General features: G+C 52.0%; 18 protein-coding genes and 1 tRNA gene. 11 read left to right on the forward strand and 8 right to left on the reverse strand.

Annotated features, from left to right (window positions below; translation table 11 throughout):
* Window positions 1-52: 52 nt before the first annotated feature.
* The 9 genes from K2G41_RS01690 to K2G41_RS01730 all read left to right on the forward strand — a co-directional run bounded on the left by K2G41_RS01690 (window position 53) and on the right by K2G41_RS01730 (window position 8,033).
* A complete protein-coding gene (locus K2G41_RS01690; RefSeq protein WP_300113528.1) occupies window positions 53-736 on the forward strand; it encodes a NigD-like C-terminal domain-containing protein in 684 nt (227 codons plus the stop codon).
* Between the two features lie 205 nt (window positions 737-941).
* The gene (locus K2G41_RS01695; RefSeq protein WP_297070511.1) at window positions 942-1,172 is read left to right on the forward strand and encodes a 4Fe-4S binding protein; all 231 of its coding nucleotides are present in this window, start codon (window positions 942-944) and stop codon (window positions 1,170-1,172) included.
* 121 nt (window positions 1,173-1,293) lie between these two features.
* Complete coding sequence (locus K2G41_RS01700) at window positions 1,294-2,376, forward strand: 3-methyl-2-oxobutanoate dehydrogenase subunit VorB (RefSeq protein ID WP_300113530.1); 1,083 nt, start codon at window positions 1,294-1,296, stop codon at window positions 2,374-2,376.
* A gap of 5 nt (window positions 2,377-2,381) precedes the next feature.
* On the forward strand, window positions 2,382-3,155 hold the full coding sequence (locus tag K2G41_RS01705; RefSeq protein ID WP_300113533.1) for a thiamine pyrophosphate-dependent enzyme: 774 nt from the start codon (window positions 2,382-2,384) through the stop codon (window positions 3,153-3,155).
* Between the two features lie 39 nt (window positions 3,156-3,194).
* Window positions 3,195-3,740, forward strand: a complete 546-nt coding sequence (locus tag K2G41_RS01710; protein ID WP_300113536.1) for a 2-oxoacid:acceptor oxidoreductase family protein — start codon at window positions 3,195-3,197, stop codon at window positions 3,738-3,740.
* Between the two features lie 218 nt (window positions 3,741-3,958).
* Window positions 3,959-4,032, forward strand: a tRNA-Asp gene (locus tag K2G41_RS01715).
* Between the two features lie 608 nt (window positions 4,033-4,640).
* Window positions 4,641-5,405, forward strand: coding sequence for a Fe-S cluster assembly ATPase SufC (gene sufC / locus K2G41_RS01720; protein ID WP_300113539.1), 765 nt, complete (start codon window positions 4,641-4,643; stop codon window positions 5,403-5,405).
* Window positions 5,402-6,751, forward strand: coding sequence for a Fe-S cluster assembly protein SufD (sufD, locus tag K2G41_RS01725; RefSeq protein WP_300113541.1), 1,350 nt, complete (start codon window positions 5,402-5,404; stop codon window positions 6,749-6,751). The genes sufC and sufD overlap by 4 nt, the downstream gene beginning before the upstream one ends.
* A 64-nt stretch (window positions 6,752-6,815) precedes the next feature.
* Window positions 6,816-8,033, forward strand: coding sequence for a cysteine desulfurase (locus K2G41_RS01730; protein ID WP_300113543.1), 1,218 nt, complete (start codon window positions 6,816-6,818; stop codon window positions 8,031-8,033).
* A gap of 32 nt (window positions 8,034-8,065) precedes the next feature.
* Here the strand turns inward: K2G41_RS01730 and K2G41_RS01735 are convergent, their stop codons facing one another.
* Complete coding sequence (locus K2G41_RS01735; protein WP_300113545.1) at window positions 8,066-9,031, reverse strand: glycosyltransferase family A protein; 966 nt, start codon at window positions 9,029-9,031, stop codon at window positions 8,066-8,068.
* A 107-nt stretch (window positions 9,032-9,138) separates the two neighbouring features.
* Here K2G41_RS01735 and K2G41_RS01740 point away from each other — a divergent pair, with 107 nt between their 5' ends.
* Window positions 9,139-9,588, forward strand: a complete 450-nt coding sequence (locus K2G41_RS01740; protein WP_300113547.1) for a peroxiredoxin — start codon at window positions 9,139-9,141, stop codon at window positions 9,586-9,588.
* A gap of 244 nt (window positions 9,589-9,832) precedes the next feature.
* Entirely contained in the window at window positions 9,833-11,314 is a 1,482-nt protein-coding gene (locus K2G41_RS01745) for an AMP-binding protein (RefSeq protein ID WP_300113550.1), read from the forward strand.
* Window positions 11,315-11,742: 428 nt separating this feature from the next.
* Here the strand turns inward: K2G41_RS01745 and K2G41_RS01750 are convergent, their stop codons facing one another.
* The 7 genes from K2G41_RS01750 to K2G41_RS01780 form a co-directional block, all read right to left on the reverse strand.
* Complete coding sequence (locus tag K2G41_RS01750; protein WP_300113553.1) at window positions 11,743-12,762, reverse strand: DUF5106 domain-containing protein; 1,020 nt, start codon at window positions 12,760-12,762, stop codon at window positions 11,743-11,745.
* A gap of 12 nt (window positions 12,763-12,774) precedes the next feature.
* Window positions 12,775-14,754, reverse strand: a complete 1,980-nt coding sequence (locus K2G41_RS01755) for a hypothetical protein (protein ID WP_300113556.1) — start codon at window positions 14,752-14,754, stop codon at window positions 12,775-12,777.
* A gap of 23 nt (window positions 14,755-14,777) precedes the next feature.
* Window positions 14,778-17,273 carry a hypothetical protein gene (locus tag K2G41_RS01760; RefSeq protein WP_300113559.1) on the reverse strand — a complete coding sequence of 832 codons (2,496 nt, stop codon included), beginning with the start codon at window positions 17,271-17,273 and terminating at the stop codon, window positions 14,778-14,780.
* Window positions 17,274-17,285: 12 nt separating this feature from the next.
* Entirely contained in the window at window positions 17,286-19,061 is a 1,776-nt protein-coding gene (locus K2G41_RS01765) for a hypothetical protein (RefSeq protein ID WP_300113561.1), read from the reverse strand.
* 72 nt (window positions 19,062-19,133) lie between these two features.
* Window positions 19,134-20,213 (reverse strand): FimB/Mfa2 family fimbrial subunit, encoded by a 1,080-nt coding sequence (locus K2G41_RS01770; protein ID WP_300113564.1) that lies wholly within the window; start codon window positions 20,211-20,213, stop codon window positions 19,134-19,136.
* A gap of 329 nt (window positions 20,214-20,542) precedes the next feature.
* Window positions 20,543-22,579, reverse strand: coding sequence for an Mfa1 family fimbria major subunit (locus K2G41_RS01775; RefSeq protein WP_300113568.1), 2,037 nt, complete (start codon window positions 22,577-22,579; stop codon window positions 20,543-20,545).
* Window positions 22,580-22,883: 304 nt separating this feature from the next.
* Window positions 22,884-24,284, reverse strand: coding sequence for a DUF3868 domain-containing protein (locus K2G41_RS01780; RefSeq protein WP_300113571.1), 1,401 nt, complete (start codon window positions 24,282-24,284; stop codon window positions 22,884-22,886).
* Window positions 24,285-24,306 lie beyond the last annotated feature (22 nt).

Here is a 24,306-nt window from a genome sequence, read left to right on the forward strand (position 1 = left end):
CGGCTCATAAGCGTCACCTAAAAATCTCACCATCACCCCACAGCCAATCATAATGTCCACCCTGCCTTTCCGTCTCCGATTTTTAGTCCCTGTAATCATCGCAACGCTGCTCACGGCATGTTCAGTCGAGGATGGCGTGGATGGACCTGTGGATGCACAGCTCTGGGATATTGTCACCTACGAAGGACATCTGACCGGAAATTCAGGTTCGGTATTCACTTTCCGGCAGGTCAATGATTCGCCGCTCATCACCCTCACTTCCAACAAGACACTTGAAGATACCGAGGCGGGAACGCGCATGATGATACGCTACATTCCTGAAAACGGCAAGGCATATACGGATGACAGGATCAACCTTCTGTCGGCCGCCCGAATCAACAATGGCTCAGCCGAGACAGAATGGAAAAAGGAATATGACAACTGGAACCGTGACAAGGTGTTCATCTATAGCTCGTGGCGGTCAGGTACGTACATCAATTTCCATCTGAGGCTCACGTATTCGACAGATCCGCGGGTGTTCACTCTCGTTCTTGACCCTTCGACTCGTGACTCGGAAATGCCTGAATTTTATCTGGTCCACATAATGGCCGAACCTACGGACTATCATGACCGCGCGTACTTCGCGTCATATAATATAGCTGAAATATGGGACTCGCCTTCCGTTAAAGGTGTGAGAGTCCACGTTGCCGACACCAATCTTAATAAAGATATTTTCACTTTCAATAAGGATAATTAACCAATAAATAAGACTTAAAGGACTATAATTTTGTCTTTTAGCCCGGTTACACAACCATTTGTCAATTGTGCAAATGGTTAAAGTTTTATTAAAAGCATATATATCTAAATATTATCGTTAAATTTGTGTTGAAAAAATAATATTTTTCAACGAGGCTTCCGTCGATCCCTCCCCGGCCTCATTTTTCATTTAATCGAATAACGATATGGCAAAAATCATAGGAGCTGTTGACATCAACAGAGAGCGATGTAAAGGATGTGACCTTTGCGTTGTCGCTTGTCCGTGCGATGTGCTCAAGCTCCAGCCCAAAGAAGTCAATGACAGGGGGTATCATTTCGTAACCGACGAGAACGCCGACAAATGCATCGGATGTGCCGCATGTGCTACCGTCTGTCCCGACGGATGCATCACGGTATATCGCGTCGTGGAGAAATAAACGACCCTTTATCTCCCTTAACGGCACACCTCCGTGCCGAAAATAAACTACGCAATTCTTTAAACACTCCTCCGGCGGTGACAATCATCACACACTGTCCGCCGGACACATCAAGAACAATATGCAAGACGAAGTCAGACTGATGAAAGGCAATGAAGCCGTGGCCCACGCAGCTATCCGCTATGGGGTTGACGGTTATTTCGGCTATCCCATCACTCCTCAGAGCGAGATCCTTGAGACGCTCGAAGAACTCATGCCGTGGGAGACAACCGGCATGGTCGTGCTTCAGGCCGAAAGCGAGATCGCTGCCATCAACATGGTCTATGGCGGTGCAGCAACAGGCAAAGCCTGCATGACATCATCGTCAAGCCCCGGCATCAGTCTAAAGCAGGAGGGCATCTCCTACATAGCAGCCGGACAGCTCCCGGCACTCATCATAAACTGTATGCGAGGAGGCCCCGGCCTCGGAACCATACAGCCCTCGCAGGCCGACTATTTTCAGGCCACCAAAGGAGGCGGCCACGGAGACTACCGCCTGATAGTCCTCGCTCCGGCTTCCGTTCAGGAGATGGCAGATTTTGTCGGACTCGGTTTCGACCTTGCATTCAAGTACCGCAATCCCGTCATGATGCTTGCCGACGGTATCGTCGGACAGATGATGGAGAAGGTAGTGCTTCCGCCCCAGCGTCCGCGCCGTACCGACGAAGAGATTGCTCAACAGTGCCCGTGGGCAGTGACAGGCCGTCCGGCCACACGAAAGCCCAACATCATGACCACACTTGAGCTTGATCCCGTGGCCATGGAGCGCAACAATATCCGCCTTCAGGAGAGCTACCGACTTATCGAAGCCAACGAAACCCGCTGGGAGGAGCATTGCACCGACGACTGCGAATATCTCATCGTGGCTTTCGGTTCAGTGGCACGCATCTGCCAGAAAGCCATGGAGGAAGCACGCGAGGAGGGCATAAAGGTCGGCATACTCCGCCCCATCACCCTCTGGCCTTTCCCGTCAGAAGAGATCAAGCGTCTGAGCAAGAAAGTCAAGGCCATCCTTGTCGTGGAACTCAATGCCGGACAGATGATCGAGGATGTCCGCCTGAGCCTTGAGGACCGTCTGCCTGTCCATCATTACGGACGCATGGGCGGAATCGTCATGGATCCCTCCGAAGTGCTCGATGCCCTTAAAAAAATCATTGAAAAGTAAGTGTCATGACTCCTGAAGAAATCAAACAAGCCTCCAATATAGTCCAGACCAAGCCCCGCTTGCTCAACGACAACATCATGCACTATTGCCCCGGATGCTCCCACGGAGTGGTCCACAAACTCGTTGCAGAAGTGGTCGAGGAAATGGGTGCGGAACACATCGCCATAGCGATCGCTCCGGTCGGATGTGCGGTGATGGCCTACAATTATATCGACATTGATTGGATCGAAGCGGCCCACGGACGTGCTCCGGCCATAGCCACAGCCGTCAAGAGGCTGAATCCGTCGCGCCTCGTATTCACATATCAGGGCGACGGTGACCTTGCTGCCATAGGCACCGCCGAGACCATCCATGCCGCAAACCGTGGCGAGAACATCGCCATCATCTTCATCAACAACGGTATCTACGGCATGACCGGCGGCCAGATGGCCCCTACAACTCTCGAAGGTCAGGTCACCTCCACCACCCCCTACGGACGTCGCGTAGAGCTTAACGGCTATCCCCTCCGCATCACTGACATCCTTACGATGCTTGACGGTACCTGTTATGTAACCCGACAGAGCGTCGAGACAGCCGCCGCAGTCCGCAAAGCAAAGAAGGCCATCCGCAAGGCTTTTGAAAACAGCATGGCCGGTCTTGGAACATCCGTAGTGGAAATAGTCTCCACCTGCAGCTCCGGTTGGAAAATGTCGCCGGTCAAGGCCAATGAATGGATGGAAAAGAACATGTTTGAAAAATATCCTATAGGGGATCTCAAGGATACAACTGCGAAGGACTGACACAGCACACTCCGACATAGTCATTAAAGAAGACAATTTATGAAAGAAGAAATCATCATAGCCGGCTTCGGCGGACAGGGCGTCCTTTCAATGGGTAAAATCCTTGCATACGCAGGACTCATGGACGGACTCGAAGTCACATGGATGCCGGCCTACGGACCTGAACAGCGCGGAGGCACGGCCAATGTCACCGTGATTCTTTCGGATGCCCCGATCAGCAGCCCCGTGCTTAATTCCTACGATACCGCCGTGTTGCTCAACCAGCAGAGTCTCGACAAATTCGAGTCGAAGGTCAAGCCCGGAGGTACGCTCATCTATGATCCGTACAGCATCCACCATGCTCCTACGCGCAAGGACATAAAGATCGTGCCGGTGGATGCAATGGAAGCCACATTCGAACTTTCCACAAGCAAGGCTTATAACATGGTGCTCCTCGGCGCACTCCTCAAGGTTCGTGACCTCCTTCCGGTCGAAGCCGTAATGAAGGGACTGAAAAAGACTCTTCCTGAACGCCATCATCATCTTCTGCCCGTCAACAAGGATGCGATACTTAAAGGCATGAGCCTGTCTAAGGACGAGCAATAGAATTTAGCCTCGGAAAGAATAGTCCTACACGCCGTTTCTCCGCCAATCGCGGGCAATAAATCGTCCGGAAATGACAATTTTGAAATTTTCTCAAAATTTCTTGTAAAAAAATTTGCACAGTTGAAAAAACCGTCTTAACTTTGCACTCGCAAAACGGCAGTAACCGCAACGCCAAAGGGCGATAAAAAACGGAGCTGCACGATGCATCTCAAAACCTTGGTGTGGTAGTTCAGCTGGTTAGAATACCTGCCTGTCACGCAGGGGGTCGCGGGTTCGAGTCCCGTCCATACCGCTGAGGAGAGAGGAGAATGAGTAATTGATAATCTTCGGATTTCGTTACTCATTCTTTTTTTTGTATCCATATTTCGACACTATGGCTCACCCGGCAGACTCTGGTACAAAATACAGAAACGCATATATGCAACAAAGGCTGTCGATCTCGACAGCCTTTCTGTAAGAATGTGATAAATTTCTTGGTTTTTCTACTAAAAAACTATTTTGCAACCGTAAAATTTTCGTGTTTGGTATTGATTCTATATCTTTGTCAGCTTCTCTTTAACTTTCTAAAGAGGCTTGATTAATTTCACGATACAAAGGTAAGGCGCAAATATTACAATCCGGTGACAATCGTAACACATTATAGTTACACGTCCCTATTTTAACATTTATTTAGAAAATCAGTCCTATATTCGGTCGCTTTTGGGCGATGAAAGCCATTAATTGTTGTCTCATTCATGAAAAACAGCCTTACGCCGACAAAGGAATTCCAGTCCATATCCTGATAACGACCTAAGCAAACCAAAGTCACACCCAAAATGTTTGGGTAGGTGAGAGAAATTAAGTAATTTCGCATCATAAAATAAAGAACTGACTATAACTCACAGTATATACATTATCAGGATGAGCAAAAAACTACTTGAAGTGCGCAACCTTCACGCCTCTGTCGAGGGTAAAGAAATACTCCGTGGTGTAAATCTCACAATCAACGAGGGTGAGGTCCACGCCATCATGGGTCCTAACGGATCAGGAAAAAGTACCCTTTCAGGGGTTCTCGCCGGAAATCCGTCCTACACTGTCACCGAGGGAGAGGCATTTCTCCACGGTGTGAACCTGCTTGACCTCTCGCCTGAGGATCGCAGTCATGAGGGACTCTTCCTCTCGTTCCAGTATCCGGTAGAGATTCCCGGAGTGTCAATGGTGAACTTCATGCGTGCGGCCGTCAATGCCAAACGCAAATATTTCGACGAACCGCCGTTGAGCGCAAGCGACTTCCTGAAAATGATGCGTCAGAAACGCGCCATCGTAGAGCTTGACAACAAACTTGCATCACGCTCGGTGAACGAGGGATTTTCCGGAGGCGAGAAGAAGCGCAACGAGATCTTCCAGATGGCCGTCCTCGAACCCCGCGTAGCCATTCTCGACGAAACCGATTCCGGCCTTGACATCGATGCGCTCCGCGTTGTGGCCGGAGGCGTCAACAAACTCAAGACTGACAAGAACGCCACCATAGTCATCACCCACTATCAGCGTCTGCTTGACTACATCCGTCCCGACTTCGTGCACATCCTCTACAAAGGACGCATCGTCAAGACAGGCGGTCCCGAACTGGCACTCGAACTTGAAGAAAAGGGCTATGACTGGATTAAGGAGGAGAATGACCTATGAGCAATGCCCTGACACAATACATAAAGCTTTTCGAGGAGAACCGCGACACCATCTGCTCTCACTCCGCCGGAAAGCTTAATGCCGTCCGTGACGAAGCTCTCGGCCGACTGCGCGATGCACGTCTCCCTGACAAAAACTGTGAAGGATTTGAAAAGACATCCATCGAGGAAATGTTCACGCCTGACTACGGTGTGAATATTTCCCGTGTCAATATCCCCGTTGACGTCGCTGCAAGCTTCAAATGCGACGTGCCCGCTCTCTCGACCTTGCTCGGACTGGTGATCAACGATGCTTTCGTCCCCACCTCGCTGCTCGAAAACAAACTTCCCGAAGGCGTCTTTTTTGGATCATTGCGCCGTGCAGCCGAGGAATTACCGGAGATCGTGAACCGCTACTATGCTTCCATCGCTCCGATGGACGAAGCCTCCGTAGCACTCAACACCCTCCTTGCGCAGGACGGAGTGATGATCTACGTCCCCAGTGGTGTGCGTCTGCCCCGCCCTCTTCAGCTCGTCAACATTTTCTCATCGCCCGTATCATCGGCTGCCTTCCGTCGTCTCCTCATCGTGATCGAGGATGGAGCGGAAGCCCAGCTGCTCGTGTGTGACCACACTCAGGAACGCACCAACAGCTACCTTGCGTCACAGATCGCCGAGATCCACGTCGGTGAAGGTGCACGCTTCGAAGCATGTTCGATCGAAGAATCCTCCGCGCTGACCTCACGCTATGCCCGCACATTCGTGCATCAGGAAGCCGGATCATACTATTCCTTCAATTCCACCACACTCACCTGCGGAACCACACGCAACGATTTTTCCATCGAGCTTAACGGAGAGAACGCCGAGACACACCTCGCCGGCATGGTCATCGGATCAGACAGCATGCACATCGACAATGACTCGTCCATCCGTCATCTCAAACCGCGTTGCCACAGCAATCAGCTGTTCAAATATGTGCTCGATGACACTGCCACCGGAGCTTTCGAGGGCAGCATACTCGTAGCCCCCGGTGCGCAATACACGGAAGCATATCAGAGCAACCGCAACATACTCGCCTCAACCACAGCGAAGATGCACTGCAAACCGCAGCTTGAGATCTACAATGACGATGTGAAGTGCTCACACGGAGCCACTACCGGCCAGCTCGACACCGACGCACTGTTCTACATGCGCTCGCGCGGCATCCCCGAAGCCGAAGCCCGTACGATGCTCATGCAGGCGTTCATGGTGGATGTCATTGACAGTGTCCACATCAGCGGACTGCGTGAGCGTCTCCTCCATCTCGTCGATCGCCGCTTCTCAGGCTCGCTCGGCGACTGCGCAGGCTGTCAGGGCAAGGAATGCTGATCGGCAGTCCCCCTTTATCTCTGTACTCTATACTTCCCCCTCTATACTCTCTATACTCTAACTCATGGACTTAGAAAAAATACGCGCCGAATATCCCATACTTGACCGTAAGATCTACGGTCGCCCGCTTGTGTATCTTGACAATACCGCCACCTCGCAGACCCCGCGCGAGGTGGTTGACTCGATCATGTCAGGCTACACAAAAACCAAAGCCAACGTCCACCGCGGAGTCCACACACTCTCCATGGAGGCCACCGAGCTTCAGGAAGCGGCGCGCAGGAAGGTGAAGGAATTTATCAACGCTCCATCAACGGACGAGATCATCTTCACCAGAGGAACTACCGAGGCGATAAACCTCGTGGCTGCTTCATACGGCGGTGCATTCCTCCGCGACGGTGACGAAATAATCCTCTCCGTGATGGAACACCATTCCAATATAGTCCCTTGGCAGTTGCTCCAACGCCATGCCGACATCAAGCTGCGCGTGATCCCTATCCGTGAGGACGGATCGCTTGACATGGATGTCTATCGCACGCTTTTCAACGAGCATACGCGCTTCGTGACCGTCTGCCATGCGTCCAATGTCCTCGGCACGGTCAATCCGGTCAAAGAAATCATAGCCGAGGCCCATGCCCACGGTGTCCCGGTGCTCATCGACGGTGCGCAGGCTGCTCCCCATCTTAAAATAGACGTGCAGGATCTCGACGCTGATTTCTACGCCTTCTCGGCTCATAAAATGTATGGTCCTGCCGGTGTCGGCGTGCTCTTCGGCAAGCGCAAGCATCTGGAGGAGATGCCTCCCTATCAGGGCGGAGGCGAGATGATCGAATCCGTAAGTTTTGAAAAGACCACCTACGCAGAGTTGCCCTATAAATTCGAGGCCGGTACTCCGGACTTCATCGGCATTGCAGCCCTACATGAAGCCATCAACTATATGGAGAGTATCGGTATTGAGAAGATTGCCGCCCACGAGCACGAACTGCTCGAATACACCACACGCCGTATGCTCGACGAGATTCCCGGTCTGAAAATCTATGGCAACGCTCCCGGAAAATGTGCCATCATCTCCTTCCTTGTAGATGGAGAGCACCACTACGACATGGGAATGCTCCTCGACAAACTCGGAATTGCCGTCCGCACCGGCCATCACTGCGCCCAGCCGCTCATGCACGCTCTTGGAGTCGAGGGAACAGTCCGCGCCTCATTCGCCGTCTATAACACGCGTGAGGAATGCGACCTTTTCCTTGCAGCCCTTAAGCGCGTCAGCGATATGCTCCGCTAAACGCTAAACCACCATCAGGGAGATCTGTCACGTCAGACCATCGGGAAAAGCACTCGCACGAGCATCCAAGTCAGACGGTTGAGACAGCGGTTATGGAGATAGATCATCCGCATACGCATCGGACTGCCGGTCCGGGCAAGCACTTCAGCGCGCAGACGCGCTGCCTGCATGAGCGCGTTGTCAGCCAACTCCTCGCGGCCAAGTTTCCGAGCCGTGTCCGCCTCCCTGCGATACTGCGCGGCGAGAATCATGCGGCGAGAATCCACCATATCGACCCATTTTTCCATCCCCGCCTTTCTCAGACAGGTCTCGATAAGCTCAAGCGACTTTTCCCAGCGTGAGCTGTTCGCGCTCATGCTCAGACCGGTGATCGATTCCGCCAAGCGATAAGTGGTCACTGTCGGCTCGCCCGGCAATTCATATATCCTGTCCGTCAAGAGAAGCAGCCTCACCCCAAGCTCATAATCATTCCATCCGTCAAGACCGACATTCCAAGCCCCGGCGCGCCTCACAAGCTCCGTCCTCACAACCATACGCTGCGTCGATAGCGAAGCTCTGAATATGTGGTTGAACAGCGGCGATGAAGCCTTGTAGAAAAGTTTACGGCGACTGCCGTCGATATCCTCAAGCCATATACTCCGCCCGAATATATCAATTCCGGGATGCTTCTCAATAGCTTCAGTGAAATCAGCCACGTGGCCGGGATGCATCACGTCGTCGGAATCGAAAAACATCACAAACGGAGTCCCGACCTCGCGCAGTCCGCGGTTGCGTGCGGCACACGCACCCGGTTCATGCTCGGTTAACACCATCACTTCACAGCCTTTCATCTCTGCGGCCCACTCGCGCATAAGATCAGCGGTCCTGTCCGACGAATTATTATCGACGAGCACCACGCGTGCGGGCATCACCGTCTGCACAGCTATCGAAGCGAGCGTGCGCCCGATGACGGCTTCACGGTTATAGGCAGGAATTACTATGGTGATCGGCGATTTCATTTCCACAAAGTTAGCATTATTTGACCAATTTCATTACATTTGCCCCTGCAAACTCTCTCCGTCCCATTAACGAATTTCCCAAAACATATCATAAATCCCCCCTAATCATGAATATTGGCGATAAAATCCCCGAAGTGCTCGGCCTCGATGCCGAGGGTAAAGAAGTGAAAAGCTCCGATTTCGCAGGCACACCCCTGATCATCTATTTCTATCCAAAGGACAACACTCCCGGCTGCACTGCCGAAGCCTGCTCGATCCGAGACTTCAACAGCGAACTCGCAGCCAAGGGCTACACCGTAATCGGCATCAGCAAGGACTCGGTCGCAAGCCACGTGAAGTTTGCCGAAAAGTATTCACTGCCGTTCATCCTCCTCTCCGACCCGACTACCGAAGTCAATCAGGCTTTCGGCGTGTGGCAGAAAAAGAAGATGGCCGGGCGCGAATACATGGGCACCGTCCGCACTACTTTCGTTACGGACGCCGACCACAACGTGACCCATATAATCTCTAAAGTCGATACCAAGAAGGCCGGCGAGCAGCTCCTCGGACTTCTTTAAAGGACCGGTTTTATTCTGACCCACCGTCTGGATAAATTCGGACACTACCACCCGCAATTTCCTAAATTTATTACCCCATTCCCCCATTACAGCTACTTGTAGTGGGGGAAAATTTTTATTCTCATGGTTTTTAACAATTTTCCGAAAACCTCAACGGGGGGAATGCCGTTATTATAGTACAAACCGATGTTACAATTCGGTTACAGACAGAAAAACAGAAAAAACTTTTAAGGATGTAATAACTATGGAACCCACAATTTACTCACGCTTCAAAGAAATCGTCAATAATGACCCCGATCACCCCGCCGTCATCGACGAACGCACCTGCGTCACTTATTCAGGTCTTGACCGTCTGGTCGATTCACTCATATCCCGCTTTCCTTCCTTTATCCCCGCACGCGTAGGCATAGTCATGGACCACAGCGTCGAGATGGTGGCTGCAATGATGGCCGTCATCAAGTCCGGAGCCGCATTCGTGGCTGTCGAACCTGACTTTCCGCCCAACCGCCTGACTACATTCCTTATTGAAAGTGGTGTTGACTTCGTCATCACTCAGGAACAGCATGCAGGTTTGCTCAACGAATTCACTCGCCTCATCATCGGCAGCGAAGTCTATATCGACCCCGCACTCCATCCCCTGCCCGACCGTTCGCAGGCCGACCGCCCCGCCTACATCATCTACACCTCTACCCCCGACGGTTATCCTCTCGGAGTGGCCGTAGGCAACAGTCAGGTGGTACATTTCGCCGATTCATTCAAACGCACATACAATATAAGCGGCGATGACACTCTGCTGCAGTTCTCAGCCTGCATCATGAACATCTTCATTCAGGAAGTGTTCGGCGCGCTCCTCAGCGGTGCCGTGATCGCCATCCCCTCATCTGAGACACGCAACGATCCTGAGAAGCTCATACGCTTCATCGACGACAATTACGTCACTGTCGTCAGCGGTTTCCCCTACCTCATGATGGAACTCAATGCCGTGAAGGCTCTCCCGGTCATCGTACGCCTGCTCATCAGCAGCGGCAACGTGCTCCATGCAAGCACCGTGGGTCACCTTCTCGAACAAGTCCCCGTCTATACCACCTACGGCCCTGCAGAAGCCACCGTCAGCGTGACGACCTACTGCTGCAACACAGGCGTGGTGCTCCCCGACGGCACTTTCCCCATCGGCAAGCCGATGAACGGTACTGACGTCCTCCTCCTAGACGACCAGCTCTGCGAGGTCGCTCCCGGCAAGGAAGGTGAGATCTGCCTCGTGGGCGACGGTCTGGCCGACTACTATACGGGCGACCATCGCGCCGATCTTCAGCCTTTCGCCACTCTGGCCGACGGACGCCGCGTGTTCCGCACAGGCGACATGGGCCGTCAGCTCCCCGACGGAAACTATGCATTCATCCGTCGCAAGGACAGCGAGGTCAACATACTCGGCAAAAAGGTGGTCACCGGCGAGGTAGAGCGCGCAATCCGCAAGAGCGACGAAGTGGAGGACTGCGCAGTGGTCCACTACTCCGACGAGCAAGGCTCGGCATATCTCGTGGCCTACGTCGTTCCCAAGACCAAGTCGTTCCGACTCTCATGGGTCAAGAACACGATGGCACAGAACGTCCCGGCCTACATGATTCCTGAATTCTTCGTACTGCTCAAGGCTCTCCCGACCGATGCAGCCGGTGCAGTCAACACTCTCGCACTCCCCGTGGTCCTCAAGGACAACAAGGCCGTATGACCCACATCCTCCGCCATCGGATGAAGTGTCCGGACATCCCGACTCATCCCTCCTTTCCCCTCAAAAGGTATCAACATATTATCCCTACGGAACTCTACTCCATAGCAAAAATCAGTAGGTATGTACTTCCCAACGCAACGCGTCACCGCTTAGGCAACGGTCGCAAATGCGTCGGGAAGTTTTTCTTTTTTAATGCTTAATCTTTATTCAATGCATTATTCATAACTATGCCGTGTCAAAATCAAACCGGTTGTAGGGCCAGCGCAAGCACAGGCCCTGCCACACGGGAATTTATCCATTCCGATATGAATTATGCATTAAACAATAAAAAAACGGTCCGCTGCATCAACGCAGAAGACCGCCGAGATATTGGAATTTGTTGGTGGTAATGAAACTTATTGTATATTATGACGACATATTTTTCATGGTCACGAATGTTGTAGATTGTTTATGACCGCCTCGACCGGCGCATCCTTCATTATTACCGTCCCATCCCTATCCAGCAGATAGAGTGTCGGAGCGGCAGGGAAGGAATAGAGCTCCTGATCAACAATCGGCGTGGTGGCGAAGCCCACCGTCCATGACCGGGGAAGAGATCCTGCGGTCATCTCCCACGACCCCCGGTCCGTCTCGACGGCTATTGCAAGCACATTGACATCGGTCGGCAGGTCGGCTGTCGCCAACTGCTTCATGATTTCCTTGCAGTGCTCGCAGTCCGGATCATAGAACACCACGAGCGTCTGCCTTGCCGCGGCCAGCGACTTCAATAGCGTGGTCTCCGGTCCGACCGCCACAGCCGGATTCTCACCGTCAACACTTCCACCCCTCAGCTGACGCGTGACGAAGCGGAAATCGGCGGCACGTGTGCCGGGGCGGTTCTTCATAGCCTCCTCCAAACGGTGTTCCAAGCGCAGGCGCGAACTTTCGGTCAGCAAGGCCGGGGATACCACCGACGGAGCAAGCAGATGGCGGAGAAACAGTATGTAGGTCTCCTCATTGCGCATCGGCGAATTCGGATGATCGAGATAGTTGTCAGCCGTGGCGACGAGCAGTTCGAAGGCCCGCGGCTCGGCTGCCGAACGCGCGAGAAGACTCCCGACGGCACTGTCGGCCACCGCTGTGGGGGCAACAGGGAGAAGAGCTATGAAATTGGAGAAATTCTGCTCGACGAAAGCTGTGTCGAGGCTCAGTGACGTATCCTCAAAATCCATAGCGTCCCAGTAATGGGTCACAAAGTAAGCGGCACGATCCTCCACTGTGCGGAGAGAGTCGGGGATGGCGGGCATGGGCAACATCCCGGCTGCCGCCTGACCGCCCCCCTCTGACTCCTGCACGACGGATGGACCGCCAGCTTCATTCCCGTCTGGTCTGACGGCTGTCCCTTTGCAGGAACTCACCGCCAAAACCGACAGTATCCAAAAAGCTTCGCAAACCTTATGAAATTTCATTGTAATTACTTATCATTCTGTCGGAGTAGGAGCCGTACCCTCCTTTCCGGTGAAGCTTACTCCAAGATAATCAGATGAAGAACCTTGAACACGTATGTATGGATTATAGACATAAATCCACGTCGTTTGTGTGGTGCTTATCGGAAGAATTGTCTGGAAGCGTGCGCGGACAACATGGCTTGTTATACCGTCATTGTCATCATCGACGATCGTACCTGTCTGATTATCATGGGTAAGTTCTGAATTATAGTCAGCCCATGTGACTGTCTTCACATACTTGATCGTTGTTTTACTTGCATCAAAGAAGCTTGGACCGGAAACCACCACAAGATTACCGACCTTATTATTCTCGATATTCTGACGATCTGACTCAAAGGTGAATGTAAGCGGGAATAGAGCTTCAGGAATATTGTCATCGATATGGAAACGGACAGTCAGAGGCTGACCGATGGTAGCACTGCTTGATACAAAACCTTTCCATTCATCCCTAATTTCAGGATTCTCTATGAACTGGTCATAGTAGTCATAGTTACCGCCCCAGACACCTTCATCGGTATAGAACCACGGAGTGCGGACTACAATCGTGATCGTACGGCCAAGACCTGTCGCCGGATCATACACCACAAACTCCTGCATCTTTCGGTCGGAAGTGGGTATGGGTGTCGTAATGGTCACCTGTCTCCAGCCGTCGTTATCGTCCGATGTCCCGTATGTGATATTATCTATCGCCTCTCCGGTTTCGAGATCAAGGAACCTGATATCGCCGTTTGACGCCGTACCTCCATTGTTCGAGATATTCTTTTTATAGCGATAACGCAGTGTGATCTCCCTCTGATCCGCATTTGTCACCACAAAAGTAGTCTGATTGACCCAAAGCATGTCACGGCCGTTGGACACATTGAGCATCTGACGCGTATTGATGTCAAAGGAGAAGTTATTAAACACCACTCCGTCCATAGCTGCCTGCGGTGTGGCGTAGCCGTCAGCTCCGACTGCATTCACAGTGATGGCATACTCGAAATTACGGAGGATGTTATAATATCTGAACAAATTATTCCCATCCTTGTAACCGAGGTCAATCTTATAATATGTCGAAGCCGTCGCGCCATTCCTGCGTCCGCGCATTATGACCACGGGATTGTTGATGGATGATTGCGGACGTTCGTAGAGATATTTAGCGTCCGTGTTGTATGTAGCGGTCGCGGGATCGGCCTCTATTACCTGATTGCCCGGCGAACGGCCATGATAGGTTGCATTAATATCGCTATAGGATAGAAGCTTATCGCCTGACAGGAAAGTCGGAAACTCCATGGTGGTCGTGTTCCACGGGGCGACAGTTCCTACCGCCGGACGGTTGAGCAGGGCGAAGCCTTCGAGCGTGAAACCCGCACCATCGGCCACGCGAAGCGAAACTTTTGCGAAATTGCGTATCATCGGGACATGGGTAAGCTTGCCCTGAACCTGCTCATTGGTGGTCCACTTACCATCGCTATCATACACGCCATAACCGTCGGGGAACTCTACGCGCTGCCAATAGGCAGGGGTCTGATCCGTAAGGGTCAGACCGGGGACGGATGTTCCTTCAAGTCCGTAGGGGACGGTCAGCTCGACATCCTTTGGAGTAGCGATGAAGTTCAACACACGCGGCTCATCAGTCTTGTTGAGGACTATGGAGAAGTGAACATCACCATCGCCATTGGTCGTGATGTTTTTTATTGAATCAGTGTAGTTGGTGGTGAACATGTTGCCGTCAAGCGGGCCTGAGGCAAGGACATATTCCACCACTTGGAGTTTCAGGTCAGAGTAATCCGGTTCATCAGTGAACGCACGGCTGGATGCGGCCGCAATATCGGCCACATTGAGCGTTACATCGACCTTTATTGTATTTCCACCCTCTTCTCCCGCCGGCTCACCAACAGACTGCAGCTCATCGCTACATGACCCCAAAGAGATCAGGGTCAGAATCGGGAATATATATCGGAGAATTTTCATCGTCAATACAATTTATTTATAATTCATTGTTGCCTGTCACCCCATACAAATGGATATAACGGGAATGTTTCATTGTCAAACGTTTGAGTCTGAGTCGTTTTAATTACGTCATCTCCCCAAAACCACTCATCATAGACACATCGAACAGCTGTACTGTTGTTGTTCCATCCATTATCAGTGTCAAATCCAGAAGGAGCAGATAATTTTCCATCTGTAGTTGTTGCAATAATACGACCTTGAGCCGACCAATATCGACCTCCGCTATTAAATAGAACAGGTATTTTATTAGTCGCAGACAAATTGATAATATATTCTATCTCGCCAAACGTAGGAATTCTCCAACGACCGGCTGGATACTGAAGTTCTTGATATGAAGCACATCTACGTTGTGCCTGTTCGTATGACAAGTTGTAACAAACACCATAAGAAGATGCGATTCTAATTTGGGGAGCAACTCGATACTGCATGGCATTACTTTGATCTGTCGGATAATAATACGATAGTTTTCTTGTAGATGTCGGACTATCAGTATTGGCATTTTCTATACCCGGAGCAGTTGCCCATCCATTTGCAGGAGCATTTCCATTAAAATTATTATTCAAGTTATTAATAGCGGTAACACGCGGATCTCCAATACTATATCTATCATCATTAAAGGAAGTAATCGATATCACATACTGATTTGGATTCGCATTACCCGCATCACCACCAAGTCCGTAAGCTACATACCAATTTTGAGTATTTCCATTTTGATTTCCGTTATCATACATATTTCCACGAGCGGCAGTTCTTTCAGTTCTACTCGTTCCTCCGTAGAAATTCTTCTGAGTTTCAATATACATCTGTGGATATTGGGTGATCTTGATAGTTTCGGTGAAATTAGCCTCATCCGGCTGACCGATCTTATCCTTGTGGACAAGCGTAATCTCTATCTCATAGCGGGAAAAAGCAATATTTTCAGTCCGCACATAATAATTTATCTGATTAAGGCGAGTCTGCAATGTGGTGGTCGGATACTCATCATTAGCATTAAGTCCGAGATAGACAACTCCACCGGTGCTAGTGCGTGGATCCCACTGATAAAGCGGATGATGGAACAACAGTGTACGCGTAGCCGTCACGGAATCAATCTTGTTATTGATCCATGAGGAGTAGATATGCTGTGTACTATCGTTAAGAGTCGTGGTTGATCTTGAATTTTGTGCATCAGTGATGGTTACCGGTTCTTCAAGGCCGGCAGCAGTGGTGTTGTAAAGATAGTATGTCACCTTCGTGTCAGTGATGGTAGTTTCGTGAGAAGAATAGAAGGGTATATTTACCAACGCCTCATTATTGGCCACATAGTCAGTGGCATCAAGGACAAGATAACGGTAATCCTCAATATCGACGCCGACCTCTTCTCTTCCCCACTCGACAGCACGGTAGCTCAGATCGTCAAGCTGCAAGGGATCATCAGGCGATGAACTGCCGAGAATGTTGACATTGATGTTCACACGATAGGAAACGTTGCTGACCAGAGCCTGCGCATCACGAAGGACGGGCACAGTGTAGTAACAGGTGCGGTATGACTCCTCGTTCTGCTTCTTCCAAGGCACGACAAGTGTCATGTAGGTCATGTTATCGCCATCCGCAGTCCACGAGTTCGGATAGGTGTAGAACGGCGAATTAAGCACGAAAGGATAATTACCGCCCCGATTGGTGAATTTCCGCTCCCTATGCGACTCAACAGGAGCATTCGTAGCTGTGCTGAAGTAATCATCGGGAGCAGGAGTATAGTGCATGGGCTTAACTTCCGAACGATTGACACCGTTGGAAATCAGGACTGACATATCAGCCGGTCTTGACTCCCATACGACATCGTTACCGTCAGTGACAGTTTCAGCCACGCTGACTCCGAGCGTAAGTTTCGCCGCAACGCGCGTGAGACGTATTTCACCCGTGACATAACTCCGCGAAGGATCGTTGGGGTCGGCCGTAAGCGTGATGGGAGCTTCGCCATCCATGACAAAAGAGGGCTGGGGACCGCTTGAGGCGAAGTCAGCCTCGATGGGGAGCGCGCGCAGTTCGGCCAGAGTCGGGTCAGAGGGGACGACAGTCGATGCGGGCAGGTTGGCTATCACATAAGCGCGGGCCGTTGAGATCCCTGCAGGGAAGAGCTTTCCAATGAGATCATCATAAATACGAATCTGCACGGTGGCCTCAGTCCTTTGGTTGATATCGACGGTCTGCATCATCGCAGGCTTGTCCGACTCGCCGTAGGCCACATCCGGGAAGAGGCAGATGAGAGCTTTGGAGATCAGATTTTCATTCAGATTGTCAACATCAGCCTCCGGTGCACGCGAACGGAGCGACGAGCTCGAAAGATCAATAGTTATATAGCCGGCTTTCGGATCAGTCGGTTCAGCGTCGCGCAGACTGCCGTCGGCGCAGGAAACCAGTATGAGCGAGGCTACGACCATAGCGGCCAGCCGATGACCGACAGCCAAGAGGCGCGATATGATTCTATTTGCAAAATCCATTGTCATCTATAATTAGAGTCTTGCATTCTGTTGAATGGTAAAGTAGGTGTTACGTCCATAATCACTTCCGAGAAGGTTTGCGGAAATTGTACGGCCATCCGGAGTCCTGACAGAGAAGAGGAGGCGGACACGACGGTTATCGTTACCCGGATCATAGTTGGCAACTATACGGATCGTGGCCTCTGAACCGTCAATCGGACCGGATATGGTGCTGACTTTGTTTCCATCGGCATCCAAGAACATGAAAGCATCATTTTCAGTATTTCCCTCCGGGACGAAGGCGGCTATCCACTCACCGCCGACAGGCTCAGAAAATGTAAATGTTCCTGTCAGAGGCGTACGATAGATAATCAGAGCCTGATCGCGGGTAATATCGAGCTGTTCGGCAGACCATTCCAGATAACCTCCATCTGCAATACCGGGATTGTCGTTGTAGTCCCACACCGTCTCTTCCGACTCCCAGTCATTGACTATAAGTTCGGGCTGAAGGACGGTAGCGATGCCGTTGATTTCGTAGCGGTAGATGTTGTTGCGGAGGATTGACAGGGGGGTGCCGGGGACTCCGTTGGTGTAGCTTGAGACATCAAGACGATAGAGGGCTGACGTCGGTGTGACTCCTTCAGGAGCAGGACTCGAAGCGGTGACGCGAATCCACATCGGATAGGCCGTGCCACGGTCTGCGGGATTGTATTCGGTGAGATAGCAGGAGAATACGCGACAGCCATCCTCGCGGGCCTCCGTAGCTTCCGCATCATCAAAGAAATTGATAGCTCTACCGTTAATGGTGAGCTGGGCATTAGCAGGCTCTGCTCCGAAGTAGGTGGCCGAAGCCGGAACGGAGGTAGAGGTGACATACTGTGTCTCAAGTGACCCTCTGTTCCACTGAGTGAAGGTCGGGAGGATAGAGCCTCTGGTGGTATAGCCTATGAGTTCGGCCTTTTCGACCCAGCTGCGTTCTGTCCTGTCAGGCTGAGTAGTAGTAGTTCCTGTACCGATACCGATACGGTCAACGATCTCGATTTTGGCGAGCGCACGGAGCATATTGATGTCTCCGGAGCCATTAGCATCAGCGGAGAGATTGAACGGTCTGTTGACGGTGCTTGCGAGGAGATCGTCGGTGCTGACGGTATAGGTGTGCATGCCGGACATGGGAATGTGGGCAGGTGTCATGCCTTCTATCAACTCTCCGGCGGCATCCGTGTAGGCCGTACCGAACATTGATGGAATCCACTTATTCATCCAGTTATTGCTGACAGGCATTGCGAAAGTGCCGACAGTGGCGGAAGCGAATACTTCGGAGAGCTTCTGACCTGCATGGTAGGCAAAACTCTGCGGATCAAGCGTGCTATAGTTGCCGATGACCACTATCGAGAAAGTAAGATTGCCACCCGGCTCAGCATCAAGGAAGTATTTATCGTTGATAAAAGCGCGGACAGAGTACTTGGCGTAGCGACTATTCTCTTCCGGTGTGACATTGGGGGAGAAAACACGGATGACTGTCTGCTGATCGTCAACGAGCAGGAAGATAAGATTGTCGAGGTCAAGATAATTTTCAGCTTCCGTGCCGACCTCACGAGTTCCGGCGGTCGGTTCGATGAGTGCGCGCGATCCTCTGCCTGAGGCATTGCGCGTGACCATCGAGAATTCAAGCGTCACTCCTTTCTCAGCGTTCGGATCACGGTCAGGAGGACAGGGAGTGTCCTCGTTGACGCATGCGCCGAGAAGCAGCCCTGCCATGACTGACAGGCAGGCGGAAAGGAACGGCAGACGTTTATGAGTTTGTAGCATAAGGCTTATCGTATGCAGATGTGGAAAACAGGAATCAGGATATTCTTTAGTGTTGTATCACAATGATGTAAATCAGAACTCTACGTCCTGCGGGGGCACGACTTTCCAGCCAAGGATGTTGATACCTTGGGCCGAATACCAGTTGAGGTCGGCATCGACGAAGAAAGTCATGGTGTAGCGGTCAAGACGGTCGAGATACTCCTGATCGGACCAGTTGCCGAAATGTCCGCGGACCATGCAGAGGAGCTTGATGAGGTCGAGGCGGATGATCTCCTTGTCGTCAACATTGCGGTGAACCACGAGCATGGGTTTGCGGTCGGCCATGAGGCGTCCGGTGGTCAGTTCGGCGAGGATACCGGTGACGGGGTTGACGGCAGGACCGTTGTCGCCCTCGCCCTCACCTTCGCCAGTGCCCTCATCGCCGTCGGCACGCGATGCGTCGCCGCGCTCGCTCGAAAGCAGTGTGACTGACCACGGACGGTAGGCAAACTGTGTGTCGCCCGTCACGGCGTTGGTCCAGCTCATCTGACTGTTGTCGGCCTCGATGCTGACCGAGAGCGCGTCGGCGGCAATCTCAGTGCCTTCGAGATTTTCGAGGGCTATGTTGATGACATTGGTGTCCTTGATGAGATCTATGGCGGGGAGGGTGACAGTCCCGTAGGTGTCGGGGCAGTCGATATCGGCCTTGTAGCCATAGAAGAGCGGGGTGATGTCCTTGTCGGAATAGAGCGCGGAGGGATCGCCGAGGAGCGGGAGGGTGGCCGAAAGCTCGGTCACCGCCAAGGGCGAACCGCCGCCGCCGATGGTGAATGAGGTGGAGGGGGTATAGGCAGGCGTGCCTTCACACCAAGCGAGCATGGTGTAGCGGCCGGGGAGCAGCTCGACGTCCATCGCGTAGCCGGGGGTCGAGAGGGCTGCGCCGCTCTCGGTCTTGGTGAGCGCGAGGTGACCCTGAGAGTCGAACACATAGAGGGTGACGGAGCTTACCTGCGATGAGAAGGCATCGGCGTTAAGGATGTTCATCGTGTAGGTGAAGGGCACACGGTAGTGGACAGAGCAGTCACCTTCGTCCTCGTAGATGTGGCACGAGCTCATAAGAGAGCCAACGGCTATGGCAGAAAATGTAAAGAATGCTTGGATGCTCTTTTTCATCGTGAATTAGTGTAATGATATTACCGTCATGGATGCGCCGGCACGTGAGGGGCGGCATCGGGGCGTGGGATTGGTTATATATATATTGATGGACTCCGGGCGGGAGTCGGTGTAATTTCGATTCAGGTGGCTCAGGCATCTCCGACTGTCGTATGGGCGGAGGTGACCCGTGCGGGGAATTTAGGAGGATGGAGAGGGGTGATGAAAATTCAGCGGGCCGAATTTTCATTAGAAAAATTATGGCGGCGGGGCCTCAACCGCAGGGACTGCGCCCCGCCGCCATGATTTGAAAATGGAATTATGTTAATAAGAAACCTTTTTCGGGAGGATTAGAGGTTAACGTGCCATTCATTTACTATATTCCAAGCAAGGACGTTAAGACGGGCAGCGATGTACTGGTTGGCCTCATCCTTGGCGGGAACGATGGGCTGTTCGGGTGAACGGAGAGCAGTTGCAAGACCAGCGATGCGATCGACTGTGATGTTGTAAACGTGGTTACGCACTACGCCGAGAGCACCTGAAGGCATGTTGGCCCAATCATAGCCTGTGGTAGCATTATAAAGGTTGTCATTCCAGTTAAGATGACGGATAGGAACGCTGTAGAAGCCGAGACCCTCATTGAACATATCCATGTAACCCACGCCAAGAAGCTGAGCATTTACTTCATCAAGATTATCGGTCGTAACCTGCTGGTAGTTACCAGTTCCGTCTGCATTAAGATGGAAGAAATAAATCGGGTCACCGGCAAGATTATCGCTAAGCTGAAGTGTCACAAGACGACCGGCAAGTTTAGTACCGGCGATTTCACGTACTGCCAGATCAGGGTGCTTGATTACGAATCGAGTGTCGCCAGCACCAAGGCGTCCTGTTCCATCTTGATTTGTGAAAACAATTCTCTGACGATTAGCAAGCTGAGCCTTTACGAGATCGGCATTTGCGTAATAAGTTCCATTTGTACCGGCATTGCGGTCGATATAGAATGCTTGATTAGCTGCGACGGGTACTCCGTTTACGCTGTACTTACCTACGACAACAGCAGAAGCCACTACGGCAGCAGGGTTGTTGTTTGCAACATCATTGATACGATGGCGTGATGCAGTGGTTTCGAATGCGTAGATATAGCCGGTGCTGGTTGTAACAGCAGTTTCACCGAGAGAGGCATTACCAGATCCAAGAGTGAATCCGTTTTCACCAATTGCAAGAGCCTGCTTACCGATTCCACCGATACCTGCGTCAGCATCAGTACGTGCGGCCTGTGCGGCAATCTCATTGTATGTTCTGTATCTCACTGAATACTCATGCGTATAACCATTAAGGTCATTCACGTCGTCGGACACATCAGGATACTCATTGTCAAAATAGGAAGGAGATGTACCCCAGTAGCTACGGAAGTTAGCAGGATCATTCCACCAAGGATTGGTGCTTCCACTAGTCAGAGCCTGATTGATATCGTTATAGTTAGGAGTAGCATTGACAGAACCATCTGCATTTTCCACACCATAACGCTTGGTCAGATATACGGTCCTGTCTGTGGCGTTCATAGCCCAGTATTCAGGTACAAATGTAAGGGTTACATCTCCTCCTCCTTGAGCATTAGTAAGCGTGTAATTCTGAACGACGTTTTCTGCTGCCATCTGGAGACCTACCTTTGCAGCGAGACGCTCTACATAGATATCTACAAGTGCGCCATCGTTGTTCACGTCGTCATCCTGACTGTTCTTTACAGCCGTCAGAGCCTCATCTTTTGTTCCGAAGAGCTGTGTGTTAGCGTTGATAGGGGTAGCGCAGAGACGCTGGTTGGCCTGACCGGTGAGGATGTTCTGACCGTAATATACGGAATTCGACATTCTGAAATAATTACCGGTACGCACATAATCGCGCTCCAACTCAACGAGCTCATCAAGAGTCTTAGTCTTGAGCTCAGTCATGTTGTCACCCTGACCATTGACAATACAGATCACCTGCGAGGGGAGGTTCTGACCCTGAGTAAGGTTGGCAGGAACTACAGTTGTAAATATACGGGTCACATTATTACCCGACGTGTTAGCATCAGGGAAGAATGCGTTTCCGGCATCTACTTCTGCCTTGATCTGATTAATATCCATGTTAACAGGACTGGATGTCGGGTTGCCGTTCACGTCATAGAAGAAAAAGTCAAGACGGTCGATGTAGCTTTCGTTGCTTGAACCATTTTCGAATGCACGCGAAGTTGTACCGGAAGGAGCAGAGATCTGAATGGAGATGAAGCGGGTCTCATCATTTTCCGCAACCGGATTGTCCACAACGAGATCGTCGCTGGAGCAGGATGCCAATGTGCCGAGTGAGAAGGCAGCAAGAGCACCTAAGAAAAATTTAGATGTTTTCATCTGGTTAAAAAATTGGTTTATAGGTTAATTATCCTTTGGTTAATTATTTTTTTCGATGAGGTTAATTATCGATGTTGGTTAATTATTCAACTTTCAATATACGTCAGAGAGAGGAGTTAACGGTAGAAAGACCCGTCAGAATGTTAAAGTTAATTATTTATAACCGAGAGTGCTTAAAAATGAGGAGAGAGGTGTCAGACGAAAGGTTAATTATTTACGTTGAGAGTGGTCTGACTATTGTAGCTTTTTTTTCCAATCAAGCATTTTTGGAGAGGGGACAGAGAGGGGAACCGGACCGGTCGTGTCAGTCGATCACCTTCATGAGACGGAGCTGGCCGAGGGCGTCGGTGGCCTCAGGGATGCCCTGAGAGGCAGCCGCGTTGAGGAGACGGACGGCCGTGGGATAGTCGGCGCGCTTGGCTGCGAGGACTCCGCGGGCGTAGGTGGCGCGGGGAGAGTCGCCGGCCTTGGCGAGATAAGCCTGAGCGGCGTTGAGTTCGTCACGTCCGAGGGCGATGGAAGCCATGTTGAGGTTGGCGACGGGATCGTTGGGGAACATGCGGACGGCAAGCTCGAAGGCTTCGCGGTAGGCGTCTGATTCGGGGTCGAGGGAGTTGGCCACAACATAGATCTCGTTGAGCGAGAGCTTCTGAGGCGCGGTGGCCATGACTTCCTTTATCTCCTGAACGGTGACGAAGGAGCGGATCACGTAATCGACGGTGTAGTCCGAACGGCGGAGGCCGGGATACACGTCGGCAAGAAGGAAAGCGTATTCCTTGGGGAAGTTCTTTTTGAGACGCCACTCGCGGGCATCGGGGGCAAGCGAGCTGTCGTCGATGACGGCGAGAAGAGCCGTGGTGTCGGGGAGCGACGAATGAGCCACGTAGTCACGGAGGCCCTCCCAGTTTTCAGCCACCGACGAGGTGTGCATGACACCGGAATCGAGGGTGTAGAGGCTGCGGACATATTCGGCGAGCGAGGCCGCACGTCCTTGGGCGAGGCGTTCGTTGGCGGCATAAGATCCTTCGGGCGAAGCATAGCCGACGATGGAGACGGAGGTGATGCGCGAGTCGGGATCGTCCTTGACAACACCGATGGTGGAGCGGATCTTGGCGAGCTCCTCAGGGTTGCGGCGGTAGTCGGGACGGATGGCGGTCTGGCCGACGGGGAAGTCAATGTAGGCCGATCCCTTGACGGAACGGGTCTTGGCGAGTTCGGCGGGGGGGGTGACAAAGACAAACGTCGGGGTGAATTTGCGCTCGACAAAGTCGATGTCGGTCAGGGGCTGCTCGGTGGCGACTCCGGCTATGAGGCCGCAGTCACACTCGTCGGCGAGGAGCATGAGGCGCGATTCCTGCATCCACTGCTGATAAGGGACGGAGGCGGAGTAGGCGACGACCGAACCGGGACGGGTGATGACGGACGGGGCTTGGACGGAGGAGTGGCGGAGGTTCTGGATGTAGCGGTTGCGTCCGGCGACGGTGACGGTGGGGAGTTCGGCACGGTTGACACCGTCAGTGATGACGGGCATATATTTTATCTCGCGGTCACTCTTGACCTTGACGCCGGTGGCATCGAGATCCATAGAGACGAGAAGGGTGGATTCGGAACGCTCTACGTTGAGGTTGGACACGGTCACCGATTCAGGAGCTGCGAGTGCAGCGAAGGTCACGAAGGCCATGAGCAGTGATGAAATGCTTCTCATAAGTTCGATGGGTGGTGGTGTG

Origin of the sequence: Duncaniella sp. (assembly GCF_029056165.1) — a bacterium.
In the GTDB taxonomy this organism is placed as follows: domain Bacteria; phylum Bacteroidota; class Bacteroidia; order Bacteroidales; family Muribaculaceae; genus Duncaniella.